Annotated in this window: 26 protein-coding genes and 1 pseudogene; 10 read left to right on the top strand and 17 right to left on the bottom strand. The window is 73.3% G+C overall.

Annotated features, from left to right (window positions below):
• A partial coding sequence (locus KSNIM_RS28900) for a Tex family protein (RefSeq protein ID WP_263108151.1) occupies positions 1–2,302 on the bottom strand: 2,302 nt, incomplete at its 3' end.
• A 252-nt stretch (positions 2,303–2,554) separates the two neighbouring features.
• Between KSNIM_RS28900 and KSNIM_RS28895 the strand changes: the two genes are divergently transcribed.
• On the top strand, positions 2,555–3,829 hold the full coding sequence (locus tag KSNIM_RS28895) for a glycosyltransferase family 87 protein (RefSeq protein ID WP_263106060.1): 1,275 nt from the start codon (positions 2,555–2,557) through the stop codon (positions 3,827–3,829).
• Positions 3,830–3,862: 33 nt separating this feature from the next.
• On the opposite strand, the gene KSNIM_RS28890 is transcribed toward KSNIM_RS28895, so the two are convergent.
• Entirely contained in the window at positions 3,863–4,309 is a 447-nt protein-coding gene (locus tag KSNIM_RS28890) for a MarR family winged helix-turn-helix transcriptional regulator (RefSeq protein WP_263106059.1), read from the bottom strand.
• Positions 4,310–4,450: 141 nt separating this feature from the next.
• Here KSNIM_RS28890 and KSNIM_RS28885 point away from each other — a divergent pair, with 141 nt between their 5' ends.
• On the top strand, positions 4,451–4,825 hold the full coding sequence (locus tag KSNIM_RS28885; protein ID WP_263106058.1) for a cupin domain-containing protein: 375 nt from the start codon (positions 4,451–4,453) through the stop codon (positions 4,823–4,825).
• Positions 4,826–4,907: 82 nt separating this feature from the next.
• Entirely contained in the window at positions 4,908–5,648 is a 741-nt protein-coding gene (locus KSNIM_RS28880) for a DUF4230 domain-containing protein (RefSeq protein WP_263106057.1), read from the top strand.
• Between the two features lie 70 nt (positions 5,649–5,718).
• Here KSNIM_RS28880 and KSNIM_RS28875 read toward each other — a convergent pair whose 3' ends face one another.
• The 8 genes from KSNIM_RS28875 to KSNIM_RS28840 all read right to left on the bottom strand — a co-directional run bounded on the left by KSNIM_RS28875 (position 5,719) and on the right by KSNIM_RS28840 (position 12,892).
• The gene (locus tag KSNIM_RS28875) at positions 5,719–5,985 is read right to left on the bottom strand and encodes a GlsB/YeaQ/YmgE family stress response membrane protein (RefSeq protein WP_263106056.1); all 267 of its coding nucleotides are present in this window, start codon (positions 5,983–5,985) and stop codon (positions 5,719–5,721) included.
• A gap of 104 nt (positions 5,986–6,089) precedes the next feature.
• Positions 6,090–6,632 (bottom strand): gamma carbonic anhydrase family protein, encoded by a 543-nt coding sequence (locus tag KSNIM_RS28870; protein WP_263106055.1) that lies wholly within the window; start codon positions 6,630–6,632, stop codon positions 6,090–6,092.
• Positions 6,633–6,716: 84 nt separating this feature from the next.
• Positions 6,717–7,505 (bottom strand): SGNH/GDSL hydrolase family protein, encoded by a 789-nt coding sequence (locus tag KSNIM_RS28865; protein ID WP_263106054.1) that lies wholly within the window; start codon positions 7,503–7,505, stop codon positions 6,717–6,719.
• Positions 7,506–7,587: 82 nt separating this feature from the next.
• On the bottom strand, positions 7,588–8,004 hold the full coding sequence (locus tag KSNIM_RS28860) for an avidin/streptavidin family protein (RefSeq protein ID WP_263106052.1): 417 nt from the start codon (positions 8,002–8,004) through the stop codon (positions 7,588–7,590).
• A 183-nt stretch (positions 8,005–8,187) separates the two neighbouring features.
• Complete coding sequence (locus tag KSNIM_RS28855) at positions 8,188–9,090, bottom strand: hypothetical protein (protein ID WP_263106051.1); 903 nt, start codon at positions 9,088–9,090, stop codon at positions 8,188–8,190.
• A 14-nt stretch (positions 9,091–9,104) separates the two neighbouring features.
• Complete coding sequence (locus tag KSNIM_RS28850) at positions 9,105–9,947, bottom strand: papain-like cysteine protease family protein (RefSeq protein ID WP_263106049.1); 843 nt, start codon at positions 9,945–9,947, stop codon at positions 9,105–9,107.
• Positions 9,948–10,135: 188 nt separating this feature from the next.
• A complete protein-coding gene (locus tag KSNIM_RS28845) occupies positions 10,136–10,801 on the bottom strand; it encodes a hypothetical protein (protein ID WP_263106048.1) in 666 nt (221 codons plus the stop codon).
• A gap of 81 nt (positions 10,802–10,882) precedes the next feature.
• Positions 10,883–12,892 (bottom strand): RICIN domain-containing protein, encoded by a 2,010-nt coding sequence (locus KSNIM_RS28840; protein WP_263108150.1) that lies wholly within the window; start codon positions 12,890–12,892, stop codon positions 10,883–10,885.
• A gap of 525 nt (positions 12,893–13,417) precedes the next feature.
• On the opposite strand from KSNIM_RS28840, the gene KSNIM_RS28835 reads away from it, so the two are divergent.
• Complete coding sequence (locus KSNIM_RS28835) at positions 13,418–13,933, top strand: DinB family protein (protein WP_263106047.1); 516 nt, start codon at positions 13,418–13,420, stop codon at positions 13,931–13,933.
• Positions 13,934–14,025: 92 nt separating this feature from the next.
• Here KSNIM_RS28835 and KSNIM_RS28830 read toward each other — a convergent pair whose 3' ends face one another.
• Both KSNIM_RS28830 and KSNIM_RS28825 read right to left on the bottom strand, forming a co-directional pair.
• Entirely contained in the window at positions 14,026–14,619 is a 594-nt protein-coding gene (locus KSNIM_RS28830) for a dihydrofolate reductase family protein (protein ID WP_263106046.1), read from the bottom strand.
• A 134-nt stretch (positions 14,620–14,753) separates the two neighbouring features.
• Positions 14,754–15,107: pseudogene (locus KSNIM_RS28825) on the bottom strand (winged helix-turn-helix transcriptional regulator); the annotation flags it as partial.
• Between the two features lie 85 nt (positions 15,108–15,192).
• On the opposite strand from KSNIM_RS28825, the gene KSNIM_RS28820 reads away from it, so the two are divergent.
• The gene (locus tag KSNIM_RS28820; protein WP_263106045.1) at positions 15,193–16,404 is read left to right on the top strand and encodes a pyridoxal phosphate-dependent aminotransferase; all 1,212 of its coding nucleotides are present in this window, start codon (positions 15,193–15,195) and stop codon (positions 16,402–16,404) included.
• A 238-nt stretch (positions 16,405–16,642) separates the two neighbouring features.
• Complete coding sequence (locus tag KSNIM_RS28815; RefSeq protein ID WP_263106044.1) at positions 16,643–17,125, top strand: peroxiredoxin; 483 nt, start codon at positions 16,643–16,645, stop codon at positions 17,123–17,125.
• Between the two features lie 54 nt (positions 17,126–17,179).
• On the opposite strand, the gene KSNIM_RS28810 is transcribed toward KSNIM_RS28815, so the two are convergent.
• Together KSNIM_RS28810 and KSNIM_RS28805 are read right to left on the bottom strand one after the other, a co-directional pair.
• The gene (locus KSNIM_RS28810; RefSeq protein WP_263106043.1) at positions 17,180–18,793 is read right to left on the bottom strand and encodes a purple acid phosphatase family protein; all 1,614 of its coding nucleotides are present in this window, start codon (positions 18,791–18,793) and stop codon (positions 17,180–17,182) included.
• 133 nt (positions 18,794–18,926) lie between these two features.
• Positions 18,927–19,094, bottom strand: a complete 168-nt coding sequence (locus KSNIM_RS28805) for a hypothetical protein (protein WP_263106042.1) — start codon at positions 19,092–19,094, stop codon at positions 18,927–18,929.
• Positions 19,095–19,363: 269 nt separating this feature from the next.
• Between KSNIM_RS28805 and KSNIM_RS28800 the strand changes: the two genes are divergently transcribed.
• On the top strand, positions 19,364–20,026 hold the full coding sequence (locus tag KSNIM_RS28800) for a ThuA domain-containing protein (RefSeq protein WP_263106041.1): 663 nt from the start codon (positions 19,364–19,366) through the stop codon (positions 20,024–20,026).
• Between the two features lie 70 nt (positions 20,027–20,096).
• Complete coding sequence (locus tag KSNIM_RS28795) at positions 20,097–20,570, top strand: Dps family protein (RefSeq protein WP_263106040.1); 474 nt, start codon at positions 20,097–20,099, stop codon at positions 20,568–20,570.
• A 47-nt stretch (positions 20,571–20,617) separates the two neighbouring features.
• Here the strand turns inward: KSNIM_RS28795 and KSNIM_RS28790 are convergent, their stop codons facing one another.
• Entirely contained in the window at positions 20,618–21,385 is a 768-nt protein-coding gene (locus KSNIM_RS28790; protein ID WP_263106039.1) for an aminotransferase class IV, read from the bottom strand.
• An 89-nt stretch (positions 21,386–21,474) separates the two neighbouring features.
• Between KSNIM_RS28790 and KSNIM_RS28785 the strand changes: the two genes are divergently transcribed.
• Positions 21,475–21,960: a hypothetical protein gene (locus KSNIM_RS28785; RefSeq protein WP_263106038.1), complete on the top strand. Its 486-nt coding sequence runs from the start codon at positions 21,475–21,477 to the stop codon at positions 21,958–21,960.
• A 3-nt stretch (positions 21,961–21,963) separates the two neighbouring features.
• Here KSNIM_RS28785 and KSNIM_RS28780 read toward each other — a convergent pair whose 3' ends face one another.
• On the bottom strand, positions 21,964–22,368 hold the full coding sequence (locus KSNIM_RS28780) for a (2Fe-2S) ferredoxin domain-containing protein (protein WP_263106037.1): 405 nt from the start codon (positions 22,366–22,368) through the stop codon (positions 21,964–21,966).
• 251 nt (positions 22,369–22,619) lie between these two features.
• Between KSNIM_RS28780 and KSNIM_RS28775 the strand changes: the two genes are divergently transcribed.
• Positions 22,620–23,054, top strand: coding sequence for a CBS domain-containing protein (locus KSNIM_RS28775; RefSeq protein ID WP_263106036.1), 435 nt, complete (start codon positions 22,620–22,622; stop codon positions 23,052–23,054).
• A 60-nt stretch (positions 23,055–23,114) separates the two neighbouring features.
• Here KSNIM_RS28775 and KSNIM_RS28770 read toward each other — a convergent pair whose 3' ends face one another.
• On the bottom strand, positions 23,115–24,770 hold the full coding sequence (locus tag KSNIM_RS28770; protein ID WP_263106035.1) for an FAD-binding dehydrogenase: 1,656 nt from the start codon (positions 24,768–24,770) through the stop codon (positions 23,115–23,117).
• Positions 24,771–25,002 lie beyond the last annotated feature (232 nt).

Below are 25,002 nucleotides of genomic sequence, written 5' to 3'. Positions count from 1 at the left end.
AGTTGACGACCGGCGCCTGCTCGCGGCCGCCGCCGCGGCGGTCCTGGCGGGGCGGGCGGGAGCCCCCGCGGTCGCCGCCGCGCCGCTCGCCGCGGTCACCACGGTCACCGCGGTCACCGCCCGAGCGCGGGGCGGTGTCGTCGTCTAGGCGCAGCGTCAGGCCGATGCGCTTGCGCGGCACGTCGACCGAGGTGACCTTGACCCGGACGATGTCGCCGGGCTTGACGACCTCCCGCGGGTCCTTGACGAAGTTCTTGGACAGTGCGGAGACGTGCACCAGGCCGTCCTGGTGGACGCCGACGTCCACGAAGGCCCCGAAGGCGGCGACGTTGGTGACGACGCCCTCCAGCACCATGCCGACCTCGAGGTCGCCGATCTTGTCGACGCCCTCCTTGAAGGTCGCGGTCTTGAACGCCGGGCGCGGGTCGCGGCCGGGCTTGTCGAGCTCGCCGAGGATGTCGGTGACGGTCGGCACGCCGAAGGTGTCGTCGGCGAAGTCGGCCGGGCGCAGCGCGCGCAGCGCGGAGCTGTTGCCGATCAGGGCGGGCAGGTCGCCGCCGGTGGCGGCGAGGATGCGGCGCACGACGGGGTAGGCCTCGGGGTGCACGGCGGAGGCGTCCAGCGGGTCGTCGCCGCCGGGGATCCGCAGGAAGCCTGCGCACTGCTCGAAGGCCTTGGGTCCGAGCCGGGCGACGTCCTTGAGGGCGCGCCGGGTGCGGAAGGGCCCGTTGACGTCGCGGTGGGCGACGATGTTGTCGGCGAGGGTGCCGGTGATCCCGGAGACCCGGGTGAGCAGCGGCGCGGAGGCGGTGTTGACGTCGACGCCGACGGCGTTGACGCAGTCCTCGACGACGGCGTCCAGCGAACGGGAGAGCTTCACCTCGCTGAGGTCGTGCTGGTACTGGCCGACGCCGATCGACTTGGGGTCGATCTTGACGAGCTCGGCGAGCGGGTCCTGCAGACGGCGGGCGATGGAGACGGCGCCGCGGATGGAGACGTCCAGGCCGGGCAGCTCCTGCGAGGCGAAGGCCGAGGCGGAGTACACGGAGGCACCGGCCTCGGAGACCATGACCTTGGTCAGGCCGAGGTCGGGGTTGCGCCCGATCAGGTCCTCGGCGAGCTTGTCGGTCTCCCGCGAGGCGGTGCCGTTGCCGATCGCGATCAGGTCGACGGCGTGCTTCTTCGCCAGGGCGGCGAGGGTGGCGAGCGCGGCGTCCCACTTGTTGGCGGGCTGGTGCGGGTAGATCGTGTCGTGGGCGACGACCTTGCCGGTGGCGTCGACGACGGCGACCTTGACGCCGGTGCGGAAGCCCGGGTCGAGGCCCATGGTGGCGCGGGTGCCGGCCGGGGCGGCGAGCAGCAGGTCGCGCAGGTTGGCGGCGAAGACGCGGACGGCCTCGTCCTCGGCCTCCTGACGCAGCCGGGTGCGCAGGTCGATGCCGAGCCGGACGAGGATGCGGGTGCGCCAGGCCCAGCGGACGGTGTCGGTGAGCCACTTGTCGGCGGGGCGGCCGCGGTCGGCGATGCCGAAGCGGGCGGCGATCCGCTGCTCGTAGTCGCGTCCGTCGGGCAGGTCGCCATCCTCGCCGTCGTACGGGGAGAGGTCCAGGTCGAGGACCTCCTCCTTCTCGCCGCGCAGCATGGCGAGGATGCGGTGCGAGGGCAGCTTGGTGAAGGGTTCGGCGAAGTCGAAGTAGTCGGCGAACTTCGCGCCGTCCTGCTCCTTGCCCTCGCGGACGGTGGCGACCAGGCGGCCCCTGGTCCACATCCGCTCGCGGAGCGAGCCGACCAGGTCGGCGTCCTCGCCGAAGCGTTCGACCAGGATCGCACGGGCGCCCTCCAGGGCGGCCGCGGTGTCGGCGACGGATTCGTTCAGGTAGCCGGCGGCGAGGGCGGCCGGGTCCTGCGAGGGGTCGGCGAGCAGGGTGTCGGCGAGCGGCTCCAGGCCGGCCTCGCGGGCGATCTGCGCCTTGGTGCGCCGCTTGGGCTTGAAGGGGAGGTAGATGTCCTCCAGGCGCGCCTTGGAGTCGGCGGCGAGGATCTGGGCGCGCAGCGCGTCGTCCAGCTTGCCCTGGGCCTCGACGGACTCCAGGACGGCGGTGCGCCGCTCCTCCAGCTCGCGCAGGTAGCGCAGCCGCTCCTCGAGGGTGCGCAGCTGGGCGTCGTCGAGTGCGCCGGTGGCCTCCTTGCGGTAGCGGGCGACGAAGGGCACGGTCGCGCCGCCGTCGAGCAGGTCGACGGCCGCCTTCACCTGCCCCTCGCGGACGCCCAGCTCTTCGGCGATCTTGCGTTCGACCGGCATGGTCACGGAGCCTGCCACCTTCTCCCGGAGTTCCTGCTGGTACGCCCTGCATTCTGGCAGGTGCGGCCTGCCCGATCGGGTCGGGCCGTGTCCTGCGAGCGGCGTGGCGCGTTGTGCTGACGGTCGGTGACACACGGTTGCTCCGTGATTACCCGACCCGATTTGTCTGATATGAGATAGATCACAGGCACGCGAAGCTTCTCCGTGGAGGCGATGGTGGCTCAGGCCCCGACCCCGGTCACGCAGTGGGGGATGCCCCTGGGCGGGCCCTTCCGCTGGACGCGGCCCGCGACCTGGCCCCGCGAGGCACTGGCCCTGGCCGGGTACTGGGTCGCCTCCCGCCTGGTCATGATCGGCATGCTCCGGTCCGGCAAGGCCGAACAGGCGATCGAGGTGCACCGCACCTACCACCACTGGTTCCTGGTGCTCAGCGAGGGCCACTTCCCGGTCGGCGACGTGACCTGGCAGTACCCGCCGGGTGCGGCGCTCGCCATGCTGGCCCCCGGCCTGCTGCCCTTCCTCACCTACCTGCAGGCCTTCGCCCTGCTGATGCTGCTCACCGACGCGGTCACCCAGGCCGCGCTGGTCCGGGTCTCGCTGCGCCGCAACGGCGGGGTGCACCGGGGCCGCTCGACGGCGGGCGCCTGGATGTGGGCGCTCTCCCTGCCGCTGCTGCTCGGCCTGCCGTACGGCCGCTACGACCTGCCGGTGACGGCGCTGGCGATGGCCGCGCTGCTGCTGATGCCGAGCCGGCCGACGGTGGGCGGGGCGCTGGCCGGGCTCGGTGCGATGGTCAAGGTGTGGCCGGCCCTGGTGGTGCTGGGTGCCCCGCGCGGCAGGGGAACCCGGCAGGCCTGGACGGGGATGTGCCTGTCCGCGGCGGCACTGCTGCTGGTGATGGCCACGCTGTTCGACGGCGCGATGGACTTCCTGACCGCGCAGCGCGGCCGGGGCGTGGAGATCGAGTCGCTCGGCGGCAGCGTGCTGCACGTGGCCCGGGAGCTGGGCTGGCCGGGCGAGGTGGAGATGCACTACGGCTCGCTGGAGTTCCTCGGCCCGCACGTGGACCTGGTGGCCCGGGTGTCGCTGGCGCTGACGGCGCTGGCGTTCGGCTGGCTGCTGCTGTGGCGCTTCCGCGCCCGGCGGTGGAACCCGGCACTGCCGTACGACGCGGCGCTGACCGCGGTGCTGCTGTTCACCGTGACCAGTCGGGTGATCAGCCCGCAGTACCTGATCTGGCTGATCGGGCTGTCCGCGGTCTGCCTGACCGTACGCGGATCCTCGCAGCGGCCGGTGGCGGTGGTCATCCTGCTCGCGGCGGGCGTCACCACCGTCGACTACCCGCTCTTCTTCGACGCAATGATCAAGGGCGGCTGGCAGCCGACCCTGGTGATCGTGGCCCGGAACGGCCTGCTGCTCGTCGCCTCCCTCTGGTCGGCGGGCCGGCTGTGGCGCGTCTCGGTCTCACCGGTCGCCGCCCTCCAGGAGGCACCCCGGGTCAGCCGGGGCCCCATCCGCGTGGCGTAGCGCGGCCGGCACACGGGCGGCACGTCCCGGGTGTCACCAGACCGGCCGGATGCGGCCGCTGGGGCCGAGCGCGGCGAGGTCGGCGGTGAGCCGGTGCAGGCGCTGGTCGCCGAGGGCCTCCCGCCAGGGGCGGACGGCGTCGGCGGCGGCCTCGTCGGCGGCCCTGGTGCAGGCCCAGCCCCGCTCGGTGAGGACGACCAGCCGGGCGCGGGCGTCGGCGGGGTGCGGGTGGCGCTCGACGTATCCCTTGCGGACGAGTTCCTCGACCATCTGACTGGCCGCCTGCTTGGTCACCCCGAGGTGTTCGGCGAGTTCGCCGACGGTGGCGCCGTCCGGGGCGAGCCGGACGAAGGCGAAGCCGTGCGCGGGCCGCAGGTCGGCGAAACCGCGGGCCCGGACGCCGTCGTCGATGCTGCGGACCAGGTCCGCGGCGAGACCGAGGACCAACGGCGGCAGGGCGCGGGCGGCGAGCTCGTCCATGGCGGTCAGTCTAGGTGCTTGACGATTCCCGGGCGGCAAGGGCACGTCGACCTCCACAACAGTCCAGTCACTTGACCAAGTCGTCAAGCTGGTTGACCATATAGTCAAGCAAACTGACCTTCAGCTCACTAGGAGACAGCTGTGCCCGTCGTCCGTCCCGACCACGCCACCGTGTTCGACCTGCACGGTGCCCGTTTCACCTCGTACGCCTCCGCCGCCACCGGCGCCGAGCGGCTCCGCGCCTGGCGGCTGGACGTTCCCGCCGGCACCACCGGCGTGAAGCACACCGTCAGCAGCGAGGAGGTGCTGCACCTGCTCCACGGCACGCCGGTCGTCACCCTCGACGGCGAAGCCGCCGCCCTCTCGCCGGGCGACACCGTCGTCGTTCCGGCCGGCAGCCGCCTGCAGCTGGACAACCCCGGGCCGGGACCCGCCACCGCCTGGGTCACCACCACGGCCGGGCTGCGGGCGACCCTCCCCGACGGCTCGGTGGTCAGCCCGCCCTGGGCCGCCTGAATCGAACTCCGGATCGGGGGGAAGGATCCGCGGGCCGGGCCGGACACCCGCGCCCGCCACCCGACGCCAGGGAGGTTCCGCGATGGCCCGCCGGTCCGCACCCGACCGCACGTCCGAGCACGACGAGGAATCCGAGGCGGACCGCGGATCCGCGCGCGGGCGGGCCGCCCGGGGCGGCGCCGTCCGTGGCCGGCTCCCCTGGTACCTCGGCCTGCCGGTCGCACTGGCCGCCGTCCTGGCCCTGCTGCTGGCGGCGACGAAGCTGGACCTCCTGCCCGGCCTGCCGAACCCGTTCGCCGAGCGGGAGGTGGACCGCAGCGGGCCCGCCGTGCTGAAGTCCATCCGGAACATGAGCCGCTACACCGCGGCGACCGGCGACTTCCAGGTGATCGTCGACCTCGACCAGGACGCCAAGTTCCTGCCCTCGCAGCTGCTCGGCAAGCGCACCCTGTACGTCGCGACGGGCAGCGTCGACGCCTACGTCGACCTCGGGGCGCTGCCGCAGGGCGCGGTGACCGTCTCCGCCGACCGCCGGACGGCCGCCCTCGCCCTCCCGCACGCCAAGCTGGCCGACGCCACCCTGGACGTCCGCCGCTCCTACGTGTTCTCGCAGCAGCGCGGGCTGTTCGACCGGATCGGCGACTTCTTCTCCGGCAACCCCGGCGACCAGCAGCGGCTGGAGGTCCTGGCGACCGAGAAGATCCAGACCGCCGCCCGCGACACCGCGCTCACCGCCACCGCCGAGACCAACACCACCGCCGTGCTCCAGGGGCTGCTCCGCTCGCTCGGCTTCACCACCGTCACCGTCACCACCACCGGCTGACCGGCTCCGACACCGCTGCACCCGCCGACTCCCCTGGGGGGCCGGCGGGTGCAGCGGTGTCGGACGAGCCCTAGCGGACCTTCCGGCGCTCCCACATCGGGGCGACCACCGCGACGAGGGCGACCGCGAAGCCGATCTGCAGGAGGTGGCGGGTCCAGTCGATGCCGCCGGTGTGCGCGACGCCGATCCAGCCGGCGACGGCGTTGCCGAGCAGGGCGCCGGCGGCGCCGAGCAGCATGGTCAGCCACCACGGGATGGCCTGCGGCCCGCGCAGGATCAGCTTGGCCAGGACGCCGAGGACGAATCCGATCAGCAGGATCCACAGCAGTTGGAACACGGCTCCTCCGCTCCGCCGGGCCTCCGCCCGTCCCGGCACCGCCGCTGGTTATGGGTGATCACCAGCTTGCGTCCTGGTGGGCGACTCAGCACGTCGGGGCCGCCTCAGAGCGGCCGGACGCCCGGGGCGCCGACGCCGCGATGGGCGTCGGCGAGCAGCAGGTAGCCCTCGGCGTTGGCCCGGATGCCGGCGCGCTCCTCGTCGGTGAGCGGGCGGCGCACCGTCGCCGGGACGCCCGCGACCAGCGAGCCGGGCGGCACCTCGCTGCCCTGGGTGACCACCGCCCCGGCGGCGATCAGCGAGCCGGCCCCGATCCGGGCCCCGTTGAGCACCGTGGCGCCCATGCCGACCAGCACGTCGTCCTCGACCGTGCAGCCGTGCAGCACCGCGTTGTGGCCGACCGAGATCCGCTCGCCGAGCCGCAGCGGGAAGCCGGGGTCGGCGTGCAGGGTGCAGTTGTCCTGGATGTTGGTGTCGGCGCCGACGGTGATCGTCTCGGCGTCGCCGCGCAGCACCGCGCCGTACCAGATGCCGGCGCGGGCGGCGACGGTGACCGCACCGACGACGACCGCGTTGGGGGCGACGAACGCCGAGGGGTCGACGGCGGGCACCCGGCCCGCGACGGCGGCGATCAGCGGTTCGGCCATGGTCGGTGACTCCTGATCTCGAACGGTGCGGGTGGTCCCGGACGGTGGGGAGGGGCAGTGCGAGGACGGCGGGGTACGGGCCGGTCAGCCCTCGTACGGGAGCAGTTCGGCGCGCTTGGGCGGGCGGCCGTCGCCGGAGGAGCGGCCGGTGAGGCGGCGGCCGATCCACGGGCCGAGGTGGCTGCGCAGCCAGCGCAGGTCGGCGCCGAGCTTCGCGGTGCGGCTCTGCGGGGCGGCGGGCGGCAGCGGCGCGCGCCAGTCCTCGCCGGTGGGACGGCCGAGGGCTTCGAGGACGGCGGCGGCGACCCGGCGGTGGCCCTCGGCGGAGAGGTGCAGCCGGTCCTCGGCCCACATCCGCCGGTCGTCGAAGCAGGGGGCGCTGAAGAGGTCGACCACCACGGCCCGGCCGCCCCAGTCGCGGGCGATGCCCTCGACGAAGGCCTTGAGTTCGAGGATGGTCGGCAGCAGCCGGGTGCCGCCGGGCATCCGGCGGCTGGGGTCGGTGCTGGTGAACATCACCACGGTGGCGCCGCCGCCGAGCAGAGTGCGGGCGGCGATGCCGAGGCGTTCCTTGACGTGCGCGATGTCGCAGCCGGGCCGGAGCACGTCGTTGAGCCCGCCGGCCAGGGTGACCAGGTCGGTGCCCATCGCGGCGGCCGGGCCGACCTGCTCGTCGCAGATCTGGCCGATCAGCTTGCCGCGGACGGCGAGGTTGGCGTAGCGGAAGCCGCCGTCCTGCTCGGCGGCCAGCGCGGTGGCGACGCGGTCGGCCCAGCCGCGGTAGTGGCCGTCGGGCAGCAGGTCGTCGCACATGCCCTCGGTGAAGGAGTCCCCGACGGCGACGTAGCTGGTGAAGGTGGCTGTGTTCTCCATGGCCCGACGATGGTACGCGCACCTGCTACCGGCCGGTACGAAGGGGCGCCCCGGAGCCGGGACGCCCCTTCGGGGCGGCGGGTCAGCTCGGGTGGGAGGCGGGGCGGCGGCCGCGGAGGTGGCGTTCGACGTCCTCCGGGGAGGGGGCCTGCCGGGTGAAGACGTCCTGGCCGACCACGGTCGACTCCCAGACGTCGGCGGCGGCGGCCGAGCGGGTGAGCAGCCAGGTCGCGAGGATGGTCTCCTCGCCCGCCAGGTACTGCCCGCTCCAGCTGGTGACCGAGCCGGCGTCGCCCTGCTCGTTGCGCCAGGCGACCGTCCAGCCGACCGCGGTGCCCTGGCCGGGGCCGGCCGGCGCGTCGTGGCGGCCGGTGAGCTCGTACGGGCCGGCCACGTGGCCCGCGCCGGACACGTACGTCCCGGTGAGGCCGCCCGACGTGTCGTCGGTGAGCCGCATGTGCGAGCCGAACTCGTTGTACCAGTCTCCGGCGATGGTCATCGATGGTCTCCCTGGGCGGACCCGTTCCGGCGGCCGCGCCCCGGTCGGGCGGCCGCTGTCTCTCCCAGGATCGGGCCGGGTGGTGGGGTTCGCACCGCCAACCGGGCCGGTGCGCGGGTCGCCGGCGCCGCGGCCTCCGGACAGGATCGGAGGGCCGCGGCGCCGGCGGGTCGGGGAGACCGCTCAGCGGGTGCCGGTGGACCGGCGGCGGAGCAGGGCGGTCGCCGCGCCGCCGAGGGCGAGCGCTCCGGCGGCCGCGGCGGCCCACCAGGCCGTGCGGTCGGCGGGGGCTGCGGCGGGCGTGGCCGCCGCGACCGGGGCGGCGTCTGCCGCACCGGCCGCCGGTGCGGGCGAGCCGTCCAGGCCGGGGTATCCGCCGGCCAGGCCCTTGCGGTCGTAGGCGGAGCCGGGCAGCTTGTCGCCGTAGCGGGCGGTGACCAGCTTCTGGTAGGCGGCGAGGGTGACGCTGTGCTTGCCGCCGAGGCCGCTGGTCGCCTCCTGGTTGAGCGCCTCGACCTGGCCCTTGTCGGTGAGCCGGTACCAGGCGTGCAGCTGCGGCTCGGTGAAGGTGCGGGCCTGGGCGGTGCCCTGTTCGGCGAGGGAGACCTCGCTGTCGCCGTCCCGGATGCCGGCCAGCTGCCAGCCGCCCTTCTGGTCCTGCGGTGCGAGCAGCACGGCGGCACGGTGGCCGTCGGCGGCGTCGACCCGGGAGGCGAGGTAGGAGAGGCGCAGCGCACCGTCTGCGGTCGGCCTGGCCTTGCCGGAGACGAAGTCGGGGGCGAGCTCGTAGAGCGCCACCGGGTTCTTCAGGTCGAAGGCGGGCGGGCCCGCCGGGGCGGCGGCGCTGCGCGGGGCGCCGACCGTGCCGCCGTCGGCGGCGGGGGCGGACTGCGCGGCGGACTGCTGCCGGGTGACGGTCAGGAAGCGGGAGACGGTGTCCCGGACCTGACCGGACTGCAGGACCTGCTGGGCGGAGCCCAGGTCGGGGCCGTCGGCGGCCTGCGCCGGGGAGGCGGAGGCGAGCAGGGCGAGGCCGGCGGTGGCGGCGAGCACGGCCGCGCGGCGGAGCTGCGGGTTGGTGGTCACGGTCGGTCGTCTCCTCAGCCGTGGATGCCGATGCGGGAGTGGGTCCACTGGAACGAGTTGTTGTTGACGTAGGTGTTGTAGTTCCACCAGGTGTAGGTCTGGGTGGAGGGCCACGGGTCGCCGACCGCGATCATGTTGCTGGTGCTGTCGTAGCCGTAGATGACGTTCATGTGGCCGCCGCCGGAGCGCCAGCCGATCCGGACGGCGAAGGGGCGGCCGCCGGCGATCTCGGCGGTGGTCTCGGCGAAGGAGGCGCTGCGGTAGAGGCTTCGGCCGCTGGTGGAGAGTCCGAGGCCGGCGAGGCCGTTGGCCATGTCCTCCAGCGTGGCGGGCTGGTTGTTGCAGTCCACCCAGGTGCCGCGGGCGGCGAGCCGGCAGAACTCCTCCTGGCTGGTGCTGCGCCCCCAGTAGGTGGCGATGGTCACGCCCGAGGCGTCCCAGCACCACTGGGTCCTGACCTGCTTCTGCATGCCGATGGCGAGGGTCTTGGTGCCGGTGCTCGTGGTCGTGGTCGAGCCGCAGACCGGCAGGCCGTTGGTGTTCTCCCGGATGAAGGCGTCGGCGATGTAGTAGGTGCCGGACCAGATCCACCGGGTGTTGCCCTCGACCTGGTCACCGGTGGTGCGGCAGGCGGTGGGGACGTGGTCGCCGACCGCGGAGCTGCCGGTGATCCGGGCGGTCAGCGAGGGCTGGGTGCGCTGGTTGACCGTCCGGTAGCCGCCCTGGCCGCCGATCACGGTGCCGGTGGAGGCGGCCTGGGCGAAGACGCCGATGCCGAAGAGCAGGGCTCCGGAGAGCGCTGCGACGATCGCGGCCAGCAGGGTCTTCTTACCGCGGGATGTGCGGAGTCTGTGCATGGTGCTCCTTGATCCGAAGGTCCGGGGCCGCGCCGGCGGGGTCGCCGACGGCCCGGACTCGTGGGCCGGATGCGCCCGGGCCGCGGCGGGCCGGGTCAGGACCTGCCTGGTCGGGGCGTGCCTGGCGGGCCGGGCCGGGTACGGGCGCCCGGTGCGCGGTGGCGCACGGAGGGTGGGGCTGCGCTCCGTCAGGAACGGGCGGAGCGGCGGAGGATGTGGACGGCGGCCGCGACGGCGCCCAGGGCCAGCACGGCGGTGCCGAGGCCGGCGAGGGCGAGCAGCCAGGCCGGACGTCCGCGGTCGTCGTCGGACGCGGAGTCGGTACCCGGTCCGGGGCCGCCGGACGGCGCGGCCGTCCCCGCGGGAACGGGGTCGGCCACGGTGCCCGGCGAGCCGGTGACGGCGGTCGGGCCCGGGGTGGCCGCGGTGGGTCCCTGGGTCGTGGCGGTCGGTCCGGCCGACGGGGCGGAGCCCGGCGGGTCGGTCACCGGCACGTCCAGGGCGCCCTGGTAGCGGCCGAGTCCGGGAAAGGCGGTCTCGGCGGTGACGGTCCAGTGGCCGGGTGGCAGCACCTCGGCGGTGGTCAGGGCGCCGGGCCGGCCGGGCACCGCCACCAGCCGCCAGGGGCCGAGGGTGGTGCCGTCCGGGGCCGTCGCGGAGAAGGTGCCCGCGATCCGCTCCTCGACGGGATCGCGGTCGTTCTCCCACCGGGCGGTCGCCTGCGGGTGGCCGGCGGTGGTGCCGGTGACGGTGAGGGCGATGGTGTCGCCGTGGGCGTGGGCGGTCGCGGCCGGGCCGAGCACGAGAAGGCCGGCGAGGACGGCCGAGGCCGCCGCGGAACGTCGGTCGGGCATGGGCGTGCGCTCCTGGGCAGTGGTGGTGCGGGTGGGGGCCCGCCCGCGTGGCCGGCGGGCCCCCGGTGGCTCGGCGCGGCGTCAGGACGCCTTCTGGACCGTCCAGGTGTGGTAGCCGGAGCCGTTCGGGTCCTGGAGCTCCATCAGCCAGGCGCCGTAGTAGGTGCGGCCGGAGATGCCGAGGACGAGCGAGCTGTCCCGGGCGGTGACGGTGACGCCGCCGCCGGCGGTCGCGAGCCGCCACTGCTGGGCGGCCGAGGAGCCGTTGCAGGGCTGCTGGTACACCCACTGGCCGACGCCCGCGGCGCCGCCGAGCTGCAGGCACTTGCCGGAGACCGCGGAGCGGATCCGGGCGTAGCCGCTGCCGGCGTCGTCGAAGTACCAGCGCTGGCCGGCGTATCCGTTGGGCTGGGAGGCGACCAGGACGGTGCCGTCCGCGGACTTGCCGCCCCAGACCTCGGCGGCCAGCCCGCTGGCGCCGTTGACCATGGTGTACGCCGCGCTGGGCGTGGTGGTGGCACCGGCCTTCGGGGTGTGGAAGGTGACGGTGCGGCCGGGCGCGGAGTCCTTGCCGGCCCGGTCGCGGAAGGCCACCGCGACGCTGTAGTCGGTGTCGGGGCGCAGGTTGTAGATGCGCACCGAGTTCTGCTGCACCCAGGTGAGGAAGTTGCCGTTCAGCTTGACCTGGTACCAGTCCGCACCGTTGACGGCGGGCCAGTTGAGCACCGCGGAGTCGGAGGCGAGGCTCCCGACGGTGGGCACGGGACCGGTGGTGCCGGTCGGCCCGGTCGGGCTCGGCTTGGGCGACGGGGTGGGCGAGGAGGTCGGCGAGGGGTTCGGGTTCGGGTTCGGGTTGGTGCCGCCGCCGGTCATCAGGAACTGGTTGTTGGCGATGTTCCAGTGGGTGGCGAGGTAGCTGCCGGCCTTGGGGCTGGTGTTGTAGTAGTCGTCATGGTTGCAGTCGAGGCGCTCGTCGTGGCCGCGCTCGGGGCAGACCGTCCGCATCGCCGGGTAGTACGGCGAGTCGGAGTAGCACATGACGTCCCACTCGTCGGTGCAGTGCGCGCCGCGGCTGGTGTTGGGCGCGCTGTTGTTCACCGCGCCCAGGTTGTGGCCGAGTTCGTGCGCGGCGGTGGAGCCGCTCCAGCAGCCGGAGTCGGTCCGGCCGTACGAGGGGCCGAAGTTGGACAGGTTGTCCTGACCGGGACGCTCGTCGCCGTTGAAGGTGCCGATGCCGCAGTACACGTTGGCGTCCGCGAAGACCATGTACTTGCGGTCCTTGCGGTTGAAGCCCTTCTGCGCCAGGGCGTTGTTCATCGCGCTGAACTCGGACAGGGCCGAGTCGGGGAGTTCGACGTTGAGCACCGAGGGCGTGCAGTCCGCGGCGGTGACGTAGCGGATGTGCCGCACGCCGCCGGTCTCCTGGGCGCTCGCGTAGTAGATGGTGTCGGCGTCGGCGGCCCACTTGCGGAAGGATGCCGCGTACTGCGCGTACCGGTCCTTGCCGGGGCCGTGGGCGTACACGACCTGGACGCGGTTGCCGGTGGAGCCGTCGCCGTCGCACTGGACGGTCTGGTCGGCCGGGCCGGCGGCCGCCGTGCGGGCGGGCTTGCTGCTCGCGCTCGGGGCAGGGGCGGCGGCAGCGGCCTGGCCGGCGGCGGCGTCGACGGCCGCCTCCGCGCCGGCCGTCGGCGCCTGTGCGGTCTGCCCCGTGGGGGCGGCGCTGCCCGGCGAGGCGGCGGGCTCCTCGGCCTTCACCGCCGGCGGCGTGTCCCTCTTGACGTCCACGCCCTTGGGGGGCGCGTCCGGCCCGTGAGTGCAGTTGCCCTCGGCGGTCCGCAGGACGCCGACGCACTTGTCGCCCTTGGGTGCCGCTTTGAGACCGGTGTACACCAGGCCGCGCGGCGGATCGTTGCTCGGTACTGCGGCCACCGGCTCCGGGGCCTTGTCGTGCGCGGGTTCGGACGCCGGCGCGGACCCGTCGGCGGACACGCCGGCCGCAGCCGTCGTCCGCTCCTCGGTGAAGACGCCGCCCATCGCGGCGCTGCCCACGAAGACCCCCGTTGCGGCCACGACGGCGGCGACCAGCATCACGCGGGTGCCCTTCCGCCGGTTGACCGCTCTTCTACGACCGGACAAAACCAGACCTCATTCCTTGGAGGGGTTGAGTGCCGGGAATCCTGCCAGAACGTTCGATCGGCTTGGATACACGTGTTCTACGCGCGAAGAAGTACGGAGTTCAACGACTCCACAATTTGATCAGATGGTCCGTCAATACTTGTGTGAAGATGCCGAGTTGGTCGATGGATGGACGATTGGTCCAGACCGCAGAGCGATCACATCCGTATGCGACTTTATGTAAACGTTATGTTTCGTGATCTGTCGTTAGACGGCTCGTCAAATAGTGAAATTGCACAGAGTAGGTGCAATATCACTCTGCATCATGGCGAGAAGATTCCATTTGGAGATGTCCCAGCCGTACTTATGGACCTCAGGTGACGATCCGTCATCAGCTCGGCGCGGAGCGGTCACACCGGACACACCGCCCGCGGCCGGCGCTGCGGGCCGCCGGAAAGGCACTGGCGTGGCGCTCCGACCGGGCGGCATGATCGCGACATGACCTGGACCGCACCCGACATCACCCGCACCGGCGGCTCCCTCGTGGCCGGCGAGCGCGAGATGCTGACCGGCTACCTCGCCTGGCAGCGCGACACCTTCCTGTTCAAGTGCCAGGGCCTGACGGGCGAACAGCTCGCCCTGCGCCCACTGCCGGAGTCGAACCTCTCGCTGCTGGGCCTGGTCCGCCATCTGGCGAAGGTCGAGCGGACGTGGTTCCGCGAGCGCTTCGCCGGCCTGCCGGTGCCACGCCTGTACTCCGAGAGCCCGAACAAGGACGCCGACTTCGACGAGCTCGACCCGGCGCGGGCCGAGGAGGACTACGGCCGGCTGCTGGAGGAACGCCGGCTCGCCGACGAGGTCCTGGCCGGCGCCACGCTGGACGACACCTTCGTGCTGGACGGCGAGGAGTTCTCGCTGCGGCTGGTCCTCTTCCACCTGGTGTCCGAGTACGCCCGCCACAACGGCCATGCCGACCTGCTGCGCGAGCACATCGACGGCGTCACCGGCGGCTGACCGGACCGCACCACACGGAGAGCACCCCTCTGCCGACGAGGCCGGGGGGTGCTCGCGTCACCGCGGCCGGCCGGACACCTGCTCACGGACGCTCAGTCGCGGCGGACCCGGAAGCGCAGGTGGCACACCCGGTCGCCCTGGACGATCTCCGGGTCGTCCAGCATCAGCGGTGAGCCGTGGTAGCCGCCGAAGTAGTGCACGCCGGCGCCGAACACCACCGGAACGAGGTCGACCAGGACCTCGTCCACCAGGCCCGCGGCGAAGGCCTGGCCGCCGATGTCGCCGGGGGTCACGCCGACGTCGCCGTCCCCGGCGTACTCCTTGGCGAGGGCGACCGCCTCGGCCGGGCCGCCGGTGACGAAGGTGAAGGGTGCGTCGGGGAAGTCCCAGTCGTCCGGCGGACGGTGGGTGACCACGAAGACGGCCTCGCCGACCGGCGGCCGGCCGTCCCAGCCGTTGGTGATGTCGAACAGGCGCCTGCCGATCACCGTGGCACGGACGGTGGACCACGCGGCGCGCAGGTACTGCGCGCTGGCGGCGGAGACCCGGAACACCCGGTCCGGGTCGGCGCCGGTGACCTCCACGTCCCCGTTGGAGTACCAGTCGAACAGTGCCCCGACCTGGTCGGAGTGGTCCGCGATGAATCCGTCCAGGGACATCGAGGCCTGTGTGACCACCCGTGCCATGTGCGCCCTCCTGCCGCCCACCGCCTGCCCGCCCACCGTAGGGGCGGGCGGCCGGGGCGGGCACGGGACACACCGGGCCGGCCGGCCGCTCACCCGGAGCGGTCAGGCCCGAGGGGCCGTCAGCCGACTGTGGTGTACCAGTGCGCGCGGACGGCGTCGGTGGGCCGGGGCTCGCCGAGGTCAGGGGTGCCCCAGGTGGCGAGCGCCTCCAGCACGGGGCGCAGCTCGTGTCCGCGGGCGGTGAGTTCGTACACCGAGGCGTTGGCGGGGCGCTCCAGCCGGCGGCGCTCGACCAGTCCTTCGCCCTCCAGCTGCTTGAGCCGGGCGGCGAGGATGTCGGTGGAGACGCCGGGCAGGTCGGCGTGCAGGTCGGTGTAGCGGCGGGGCCCGCCGAGGAGTTCACGGACGATCAGGAGGCTCCAGCGCTCCCCCACCGAGTCCAGGGCGCGGGCGACGGCGCAGTACTGGTCGTAGCTTCGGCGTGGCATGGGGATCAGCATAGCCAAAAGGTTGGACTTTCCAAGTGGTTACTTGGTAGAACAAAGCAACCAGAGGTGAGGTCGGGAGGCCGCAGTGGAGTTTCGGCAGTCCAGCAAGCTCAAGGACGTGTGCTACGAGATCCGTGGCCCGGTGGTCGACCAGGCGAACGCCCTGGAGGAGGCCGGGCACAGCGTCCTGCGGCTGAACACCGGCAACCCCGCGCCGTTCGGCTTCGAGGCTCCGCCGGAGATCCTCCAGGACATCATCCGCAACCTGCCGAACGCCCACGGCTACAGCGACTCGCGGGGCATCCTGCCGGCCCGCCGCGCGGTGGTGCAGTACTACCAGCAGCGCGGTGTCACCGGCATGACGGTCGACGACGTGTACCTCGGCAACGGCGCCTCCGAGCTGATCCAGATGGCCGTGCAGGCGCTGGTGGACGACGGCGACGAGGTGCTCGTCCCGATGCCGGACTACCCGCTGTGGACGGCGGTGGTGCGATTCGCCGGCGGCCGCGCGGTGCACTACCTCTGCGACGAGCAGGCCGACTGGTTCCCCGACCTCGACGACATCGCCGCGAAGATCACCGACCGCACCCGGGCCATCGTCGTGATCAACCCCAACAACCCGACCGGCGCCGTCTACTCGAAGGAGCTGCTGGAGGGCATCCTCGACCTCGCCCGACGGCACGGCCTGATGGTGCTGGCCGACGAGATCTACGACAAGATCCTCTACGACGGCACCGAGCACCACTGCCTGGCCGCGCTCGCCGACGACGTCCTCACCCTCACCTTCAACGGCCTGTCCAAGGCGTACCGGGTGGCCGGCTTCCGCAGCGGCTGGCTGGCTGTCTCCGGCCCCAAGCAGCAGGCGGCGGACTATCTGGAGGGTCTGACCATGCTGGCCGGCATGCGGCTGTGCCCGAACGTGCCGGCGCAGTACGCGGTGCAGGCGGCGCTCGGCGGCCACCAGTCGATCAACGACCTCACCCTGCCGAACGGCCGGCTCACCGAGCAGCGGGACGTCGCCCACCGAGCGCTCAACGAGATCCCGGGCGTCAGCTGCGTCAAACCGAAGGGTGCGCTGTACGCCTTCGCGCGGCTGGATCCCGAGGTGCACAGGATCGTCGACGACGAGAAGTTCGTGCTGGACCTGCTGCTCCGCGAGAAGATCCACGTCGTCCAGGGCACCGGCTTCAACTGGCCGCGCCCGGACCACTTCCGCTTCGTCACCCTGCCGCGCGCCGACGACCTGGAGACGGCGATCAGCCGGATCGGACGCTTCCTGGCCACCTACAAGCAGTGACCGCGGGCCCGGGCCCTCTCTGCCGGATCCTGTCGGATCGGCGTGCGGCTCCCCCGGCCCCCTTGGGACTGGGGGAGGTTGGGACTGGGGGAGGGATGCCCGGCGTCGCGCGCCCGGCACGATCCGAAAGAGAGGGCCCACGGCCCGGCGGGGTGCATGACACCCGCCGGGCGGCGGGCTAGCATCGGGCTGCGAGTAGACAGACAGGTCTGTCTACCAGACGCCCGAGGGGACACCCATGCCCAAGCCGCCCGAGGCCGGAACCCAGGCCCCCGACTTCGCCCTGCCCGGCCTGCTGCTCGACGGGGACACCGCGCAGCGCCGGGAGTACCGGCTCTCCGACGCCAAGGGCGGCGGCCCGCTGGTGCTGGTCTTCTACCCCGGCGACGACACTCCCGTCTGCACCAAGCAGCTCTGCGAGTACACCTCCGACCTGGAGCGCTTCACCGGCCTCGGCGCCACCGTCTGGGGCATCAGCCCACAGGGCCTGGACAGCCACGAGCAGTTCGCCCGCCGGCACCGGATCGCCTTCCCGCTGCTCGCCGACACCGACCGGACGGTCGCCAGGGCGTACGGCATCGCGGTGCCCGGACTCGGCCTGCGCCGTTCGGTGTTCATCCTGGACGGCGACCTCGCCGTCCGCTGGAAGCACGTCGCCCTGGCCGGCCTGACCTTCCGCCACAGCGACGAACTGGCCTCCGAGCTCGCCGCGTTGGGCTGAGCGACGACACCGGGCCCGCCTCCCCGACCGGAAGCGGGCCCGGCACGTCCGGCATCAGTGCGCCGCGCACTCGCCCGCGCGGCGGGCGATCGTGAAGTGGTCGACCTGCGTGCCGTCCTCGGCGAGGGCGGTGACCTTCATGGTGGCGGTGCGGCCCTTGTGCGCCGGGGTGACGTCCACCCGCACGAAGGAGTAGCCGGTGTAGCGCACCCGCGACCACTCCACCGTCTCCGGCACCTTCACCCCGCCCTTGGCGAAGTGGAAGGTGGCCACCGAGTCCACCCGCTTCTCATGGCCCTCGTAGCTGTCCGGTGCGTCGAAGGAGTACAGGCTGCGGCCGGCCGCGCCCGCCGTCACGTACACCACGCCGTCCTTGGCCGGCTCCACCGTGCCGCCGCTCGGCACCGCCTTCGCCACCTTGTTGCCGAGGATCGCGTCGGTGCGCTCGTACACGTGGTTGTGGCCGTTGACGACCAGGTCGACCCGGTACTTCTCGAACAGCGGCACCCAGGCCTCGCGGACACCGCCCTCGGAGGCGTGCTGGTGGGTGGTGGAGAAGGCGCAGTGGTGGAAGAAGACCACGACGAAGTCGACGCTCCCGTCGGCGCGCAGCGAGCGCAGCGTCCGCTCCAGCCAGGCGGTCTGCCGGCCCGCGGTGAGGCCGAGGTTGGCGGGGATCTCGTAGGAGACGTCGTTGGCGTCCAGCGAGACGACGCCGACGTTGCCGTAGACGAAGGAGTACACGCCGGGCGCGGTGCGTGGGTCCGGGCCGTTGCCGGGCAGGAAGAAGCGGGCGTCCTCGCCGCCGTAGCCGTGGTGCGAGTACCAGGCCTCCATGTCGTGGTTGCCGTAGGAGACCATCCACGGGATCTTCGCGGCGACCGTCTCGGTCTGCACCAGGAAGGCGTCCCAGGTGGTGGCCGAGTACACCGACTTGTCGGAGTCCTGGCCGGAGCCGGCCGGGTCGGCGTAGCAGATGTCGCCGGCGTGCAGGTGGAAGGCCGGCTTCTGGGCCAGGATCGCGTGGTCGTTCCCCGCGGCGTGCGAGGAGACGCCCTGGTCGCCGAAGGCGGTGAAGGTGAACGGCTCGTACGGGCGGCCGCCGCGGCCGTGCCGGGCCGGGGCGGTGCGGAAGGTCGACAGGGTGGAGATCGCCTGGCCGGACGCCGGGTCGAAGCCCTGGTGGCCGACGCCGTAGTAGTAGGTGGTGTCGGGCTGCAGGTGGTCCAGTGCGACGTGCAGGTAGTACTGGTCGACCGGGCTGCCGGTCGGGGTGAGCGCCGGGGTGTGCAGGGCGCGCACCTCCGCCTCGACCTTGTGCGAGAGGTCCCACGGGTGGCGGCCGAAGCGCAGGAACGGCCGCTTCACCGGCGCGGGGACCTGCCAGGAGATCCGGAACTGGGTGTCCGGCCGCGGGCCGAAGGCGAGGTGGCGGCCCGTCGGCGCGACCAGCGCGCCGTCGATGCCGTCGGTGACGGAGCCGCCGGCCGGCGCCGCCGAGGCCGTCCCGCTGCCCAGCGCGCCGCCGACGGCCAGCAGGCCCACGGTCACCGCCGAGGAGCGCAGCATCCTGCGCCGGGACAGCCTGCTGCGCAGGTACTCGTGCTGCTCGGCCATGCTCATGCGGTCGGCGAGCCCCGCGGGCACGCCCATGTTCGGTATATCCATGCCCGGGAGACTCCCAGCGGTGGTTGACCCACGGACGGACTTCCGGTGAACGGCCACCGTCGTGCCGGTCTGCCACCGAGCAAGAATCGGCCATCAGTTCGCAAAATCTCCGACCGGACCGGCCGACGGTGTGTCAGAGCTCCACGGTGACGGTGCGCAGCCGGCCAGCCGCCAGCTCCAGCAGCCCGCCGCCCTCCTTGTGCAGCGGGACGATCCGCAGCTCGACCGTGCAGGCCCGACCGTCGGCCGCTTTGACAGGCTGCGGTACGACTGTCGATTTCGAAGCGCTTCGACCTGCCACCTCGTGACGCCACGGCTCCGGCCCCCGTACCACAGCGGAGGACCATCCATGCCCGGCACCCCTGACCGCGACGCCCCGACCCGTCCACCGCACCGCGGACTTCGGCGACGGGGACGACCCGGGCCGGCCTCACCGTCGCCCGGGCGGCGGTCCACAACCGCTCCCGCGGCGCCGCCACTTGGCGATCCGCGCACGGATCGTGCACGGAGGGTGCACGGACCGTCCGAGGCCGCCCCGGGCACGCACGGGCTGAGGCAGGATCAGCCCCCATGACCGCCAGGATTCTCGTTCACACCCGCAACCTGCTCTTCCCGCACGAATCCGTCGTCGACGGCGTGCGCGCGCTGCACGAACTCGGCGCCGACCACGGCTTCGACGTGGACACCACCGACGAGCCCTCGGAGTTCCGCCCGGGCTCGCTGCGCCGCTACGCCGCCGTGGTCTTCCTCTCCACCGGCGGCGACGTGCTGGACGAGCCGGGACGGGACGCCCTGCGGGCCCACCTCGGCGCCGGGAACGGCTGGATGGGCGTGCACTGCGCGGCCGGCACCGAGCTGGAGTGGCCCTGGTACGAGGGCCTGGTCGGCGCCCGCTTCCACAGCCACCCGCCGATCCAGACCGCCACCGTCCGCACCGCCGACAGCGGCCACCCGGCCACCTCCCATCTGCCGCCCACCTGGACGTGGACCGACGAGTGGTACAACTTCCGCACCGATCCGCGGGATCGCGGCGCGCGGGTGCTGCTCACCGTGGACGAGGACGGCTACGAGGGCGGGCTGATGGGCCCCGGCCACCCGATCGCCTGGTCCGGCGAGCACGACGGCGCCCCCACCTTCTACACCTCGATCGGCCACGCGCCGGAGGCCTACCGGGACGCGTGCTTCCGGGCGCACCTGCTGGGCGGTGTCCGGCATGCGCTCGGCGAGAAGTGAGAGATGCCCGGTTTGACCGATTTCCTGTGAGAGGCTGGCGGGCGCCGGACAAGCCCGAGGAGCAGCCCCGATGTACGCCATCCACAGCCCGCTGCCCGACGCCGACCGCACCGTGGTCGGCGAGGCGCTGCAGGGTGCCCTGGTCGACCTGGTCGACCTCTCGCTGGTCGCCAAGCAGCTGCACTGGAACGTGGTGGGCCCGCGCTTCCGCTCCGTCCACCTGCAGTTGGACGAGATCGTCGCGCTGGCCCGGCAGCACGCCGACACGGTGGCCGAGCGGGCCGCCGCGATCGGCTTCCCGCCCGACGGCCGCTCGCGCACCGTCGCCGACAGCAGCGGCATCACCGCCCCCGCCTCGGGCCCGATCCGGGACGACGACACGGTCGCGGCCCTGGTCGCCGCCCTCGGCGCGGTGATCGCCCGGATGCGGCAGCGGATCGCCGTCACCGGCGAGCCGGACCCGGTCAGCCAGGACATCCTGATCGGCCTGTCCGCCGACCTGGAGAAGTACTCCTGGATGGCGCAGGCCGAACACACCGGCTGAGCCCGCCGCGGTGCGGGGCCGCGCGGGAGTCGTCCCGCGCGGCCCCGCTACAGCCGCTCCCCCGGCACCGCCGTGTACGCCGCCCGCAGGGCCGCCACCACCGGGTGCGCCGCGGCCAGGGCGGTGCCGTCCACCGCCGCCACCGGGCGCACCCCGACGGCGGCATTGGTCGCGAAGGCGGCCTCGAAGCCCGCCGCACCGGTGATCCGCTCGGCCCGCCACGGGTGGGCGGCCTGCAGCAGTTCCATGGTGGTGCCGCGCAGCTGATCGGCCGTCGGCCAGACCACCTCACCGCCGCGGACGAAGCCGATGTTCCAGGTGCCGCCCTCGGAGACGGCCCCGGAGGCGTCGGTGAACAGGGCGTCGTCGTAGCCGGCCGCCTGGGCCGCCCGCCGCTCGCGCAGCGCCCCGAACAGGCCGACCCCCTTGACGTGCGGTGCGTCCCGCTCGTACCGGACGGTCCGCACCCGCAGCGGCGGCAGCTCCGCCGGGCCGGCCGGACGGGTCGTCACCAGCACCCGCGGGCTCGCCGCGGCGCCGATCCGGCCGAGGTCCAGCTCGGGGTCGAAGACGGTCACCCGCACCGTCGCCGCCCCTGCCTCCGGCGCCGCCCGGCGCGCGCAGGCCCGGACGCGCTCCAGGTCGAGGGCGGTGTCGAACAGTTCGCGGCAGTCCCGATCCAGCCTGGCGAGGTGCAGCCCGAGGCCCCTGACCAGGCCGTTCTCCACGAGCATGGTGGTGAAGTGTCCGTAGTTGGTGAGTGCCAGGGCCTGCAGCTGTCCGGCCGTGGCCGGCTGCCCGTCGAGTTCCGCCATGCGCCCAGCATGGCAGCAGCCGCCGCGGTAGCCTCGGCCCGGCCCGGCCCGGCCGGCGCGGGCCGGCGGCGGCGACCGGTGAGGACGGAATGACGGCGATCGCGGTGACCGGGCACCTGGACCTCTCCGAGCGGACGGTACCGCTGGTGCGGGAGGAGCTGCGGGCACTGCTCGCGGCGCACCGCCCCACCCGGCTGACCGGGCTCTCCTGTCTGGCCCCCGGGGCGGACTCGCTCTTCGCCGAGGAGGTGCTCGCCGCCGGGGGACGCCTGGTCGCCGTCCTGCCCTCGCCCCGCTACCGCCGCTGGCTCGCCGAGCCGGACCGGCCGCGGTTCGACCGGCTGCTCGCGGCCGCCGCCGGGGCGGTCGTGCTGCCGTACCGGGAGCAGTCCGACACCGCGTACCAGGCGGCCAATGCCGAACTGCTGCGCCGCGCCGACCTGGTGGTCGCGGTCTGGGACGGCCGGCCCGGCCGCGGCCTCGGTGGCACCGCCGACATGGTGGCCACTGCGCGGCGGGCCGGGGTGCCGGTGCGGGTGGTGTGGCCGAACGGGTCGGCCAGGGCGTCGGCCTGACGGTCAGCCGGGCAGGTTCTCGCGGACCCGGCGGGAGACGGTGAACTCCTGCAGGTCGAGGGTGCCCGGTGCGGGCACCAGCCCGGGGCCACCGGCCCGTACCCACTCCACCACTTCGTCGATCATGTCGTCGGAGAGCACCCAGCCGAGCCAGACCGGCCGCCCGCCGGCCTGCCGCCCCTCGGCGGACGGGCCGACCACAACGACGTTGGAGTGCCCGCAGGCGTCCAGGCAGTCCACCGCCCGGACCTTGCCCGCCTCGCCGATCCCTTCGCGGAGCCGGGCCAGCTGGCCCTGGTGGTCGACGCCGGGGTGCTTGGCCGTCGTGCCGCAGCAGCAGCCCCGGCAGACGGTGACGGTGACCGGCGCGGCCGCGGCGGGCGGCTGGCTGCGGGGACGACGGGCCATGGGTTCCCTCCCTGTGCCCGCCGCCGTGCACCGCCGAACGGGTGACGGCTGCGAGGACGGCGGACCGGTACGAACGGCACCGCCGGAACGGTCGGTACCCGGGGAGATTCTGCCGCAGCCGGCCGCCGGCTCCGCGCGCGACCCCGGACGGGGATGCATATGGTGATCGCACCATCACGCTCCGCGTGCCGTCGCGGCCGCGACCGGCGGCCGACCCCACGGACGACGAGCGGACGACGAGAGGAACCCCCGTGACCACAGCCAGTGACATCATGCACCGCGGCGCCCAGTGCATCGACGCCGACCAGACCCTGATGGCCGCCGCCAAGATGATGCGCGACCTGGACGTCGGCGCCCTGCCCATCTGCGGCCCGGACAAGATGCTCAAGGGCATCATCACCGACCGGGACATCGTGGTGAAGTGTCTGGCGGTCGGCAAGGACCCGTCCACCATGATGGCGATGGACCTGGCCGGCCACCTGCACTGCGTGAAGGCCGGCGACGACATGGAGACGGTGCTCAAGAAGATGGAGCAGCACCAGATCCGCCGGATGCCGGTGATCGAGAACGGCAAGCTGGTCGGCATGATCAGCGAGGCCGACCTCGCGATGGGACACCGCGAGGGCCAGCGCCTGACCGACCGTCAGATCATCGAGTTCATGGACAGCATCTACGTGAGCCGCTGACGCCTGCGGCGAACACCTCGGGGCGCGGAGGACCGCACGGTTCTCCGCGCCCCTCGGGCGTCACCCGGTCGCCTTCGCCGCGGCCCGGCCCGCCGCCCGGCCGGAGAAGAGGCAGCCGCCGAGGAAGGTGCCCTCCAGGGCGCGGTAGCCGTGCACCCCGCCGCCGCCGAAGCCGGCCGCCTCGCCGGCCGCGTACAGGCCGTCGAGCACGGTGCCGTCGGCGCGCAGCACCCGCGAGGAGAGGTCGGTCTCCAGGCCGCCGAGCGACTTGCGGGTGAGGATGTTGAGCCGCACGGCGATCAGCGGACCGGCCTTGGGGTCGAGCAGGCGGTGCGGGGCCGCGGTGCGGATCAGCTTGTCGCCGAGGTAGCGGCGGGCGCCGTGGACGGCGGTGACCTGGAGGTCCTTGGAGAACGGGTTGGCCATCTCGCGGTCCCGGGCCTCGATCTCGCGGCGCAGCTCTGCGGCGTCGATCGGCGCCTCGGGCGTCTTGGCGTTCATGCCGCGGACGAGTTCGTCGAGGGTGTCGGCGACGACGAAGTCCGCGCCGTGCTCCTTGAACGCCTCGACCGGGCCGGTGGCGCCGGGCAGGGCCCGGCCGAGCACGCCCTTGATCGACTTTCCGGTGAGGTCGGGGTTCTGCTCGGAGCCGGAGAGGGCGAACTCCTTCTCGATGATCTTCTGGGTGAGGACGAACCAGGTGTGGTCGTACCCGGTGGTCATGATGTGTTCGAGGGTGCCCAGGGTGTCGAAGCCGGGGAAGAGCGGGACGGGCAGCCGGCGGCCGCGGGCGTCCAGCCAGAGCGAGGACGGGCCGGGCAGGATGCGGATGCCGTGCAGCGGCCAGATCGGGTCCCAGTTCTGGATGCCCTCGGTGTAGTGCCACATCCGGTCGCCGTTGATCAGGTGGCCGCCGGCGTCGCCGGCGATGCCGAGCATCAGGCCGTCGACGTGCGCGGGAACGCCGGAGAGCATCCGCTCGGGCGGCGTGCCGAGCCTGGCGGGCCAGGCCTTGCGGACGAGGTCGTGGTTGCCGCCGATGCCTCCGGAGGCGACGATCACGGCCTGGGCGCGGAGTTCGAAGGAGCCGGTGACCTCGCGGGAGCTGGACTCGCCGCGCCCGGCGCTGCTGGGGGTGAGGATCTCGCCGCTGACGGTGTCCAGGGTGCCGCCCGTCGCGGCGAGGGCGGTGACCCGGTGGCGGAAGCGGAAGTCGACCAGGCCCTTGCCGGCGGCGGCCTTGACCCGGCGGGCGAAGGGTTCGACCAGGCCGGGGCCGGTGCCCCAGGTGATATGGAAGCGCGGCACCGAGTTACCGGGGCCGGTGGCGGTGAGACCGCCGCGCTCGGCCCAGCCGACCACCGGGAAGAAGCGCACCCCGCGCTCGTGCAGCCAGGAGCGCTTCTCGCCGGCGGCGAAGTCGACGTAGGCCTCGGCCCAGCGGCGCGGCCACGCGTCCTCGGGGCGGTCGAAGCCGGCGGTGCCGAGCCAGTCCTGCCAGGCGAGCTCACGGGAGTCCCGGATGCGCATGCGGCGCTGCTCGGGCGAGTCGACCAGGAAGAGACCGCCGAAGGACCAGTGGGCCTGGCCGCCGAGCGAGGCGGCGGGCTCCTGGTCGAGGAGGATCACCTTGCGGCCCGCCTCGGCCAGTTCGGCGGTGGCGACCAGGCCGGCGAGGCCCGCTCCGATCACGATCACGTCGGCGTCGAGTGCCATCCGGGCGGTCCTCCAGGGCTGGGAGCGGGTTGTCGATCTCCGTGACCAGCATGGTGCGCTCCCGCCCGGGCGCAGGTCAACCGGCCGGTAACCCCGCTTCGGGAATTACGCTCCGCCGCGTAGTGGAAATACCGAACGCTTCACCGTGGAGCGTAATTCGGGGCGCGCTCTGACGGAATTTCAGGCGCGAATTGGGTGTCGAATATCTGGACAACTGCGTTAACGTGCCAGT

Source organism: Kitasatospora sp. DSM 101779 (genome assembly GCF_025655475.1).
GTDB lineage: Bacteria > Actinomycetota > Actinomycetes > Streptomycetales > Streptomycetaceae > Kitasatospora.
Note: the sequence above shows the minus strand (reverse complement) of the source record. Positions and strands in the feature narration are given on the sequence as shown.

Coding starts and splice junctions, on each gene's coding strand:
- KSNIM_RS28790 (WP_263106039.1), bottom strand. CDS start 21,385: ATGGCGGAACTCGACGGGCAGCCGGCCACGGCCGGACAGCTGCAGGCC.
- KSNIM_RS28800 (WP_263106041.1), top strand. CDS start 19,364: ATGACCGCCAGGATTCTCGTTCACACCCGCAACCTGCTCTTCCCGCAC.
- KSNIM_RS28895 (WP_263106060.1), top strand. CDS start 2,555: ATGCCCCTGGGCGGGCCCTTCCGCTGGACGCGGCCCGCGACCTGGCCC.
- KSNIM_RS28890 (WP_263106059.1), bottom strand. CDS start 4,309: ATGGACGAGCTCGCCGCCCGCGCCCTGCCGCCGTTGGTCCTCGGTCTC.
- KSNIM_RS28795 (WP_263106040.1), top strand. CDS start 20,097: ATGTACGCCATCCACAGCCCGCTGCCCGACGCCGACCGCACCGTGGTC.
- KSNIM_RS28770 (WP_263106035.1), bottom strand. CDS start 24,770: ATGGCACTCGACGCCGACGTGATCGTGATCGGAGCGGGCCTCGCCGGC.
- KSNIM_RS28845 (WP_263106048.1), bottom strand. CDS start 10,801: ATGCCCGACCGACGTTCCGCGGCGGCCTCGGCCGTCCTCGCCGGCCTT.
- KSNIM_RS28870 (WP_263106055.1), bottom strand. CDS start 6,632: ATGGCCGAACCGCTGATCGCCGCCGTCGCGGGCCGGGTGCCCGCCGTC.
- KSNIM_RS28780 (WP_263106037.1), bottom strand. CDS start 22,368: ATGGCCCGTCGTCCCCGCAGCCAGCCGCCCGCCGCGGCCGCGCCGGTC.
- KSNIM_RS28810 (WP_263106043.1), bottom strand. CDS start 18,793: ATGGATATACCGAACATGGGCGTGCCCGCGGGGCTCGCCGACCGCATG.
- KSNIM_RS28840 (WP_263108150.1), bottom strand. CDS start 12,892: ATGCTGGTCGCCGCCGTCGTGGCCGCAACGGGGGTCTTCGTGGGCAGC.
- KSNIM_RS28830 (WP_263106046.1), bottom strand. CDS start 14,619: ATGGCACGGGTGGTCACACAGGCCTCGATGTCCCTGGACGGATTCATC.
- KSNIM_RS28850 (WP_263106049.1), bottom strand. CDS start 9,947: ATGCACAGACTCCGCACATCCCGCGGTAAGAAGACCCTGCTGGCCGCG.
- KSNIM_RS28860 (WP_263106052.1), bottom strand. CDS start 8,004: ATGACCATCGCCGGAGACTGGTACAACGAGTTCGGCTCGCACATGCGG.
- KSNIM_RS28815 (WP_263106044.1), top strand. CDS start 16,643: ATGCCCAAGCCGCCCGAGGCCGGAACCCAGGCCCCCGACTTCGCCCTG.
- KSNIM_RS28835 (WP_263106047.1), top strand. CDS start 13,418: ATGACCTGGACCGCACCCGACATCACCCGCACCGGCGGCTCCCTCGTG.
- KSNIM_RS28880 (WP_263106057.1), top strand. CDS start 4,908: ATGGCCCGCCGGTCCGCACCCGACCGCACGTCCGAGCACGACGAGGAA.
- KSNIM_RS28785 (WP_263106038.1), top strand. CDS start 21,475: ATGACGGCGATCGCGGTGACCGGGCACCTGGACCTCTCCGAGCGGACG.
- KSNIM_RS28865 (WP_263106054.1), bottom strand. CDS start 7,505: ATGGAGAACACAGCCACCTTCACCAGCTACGTCGCCGTCGGGGACTCC.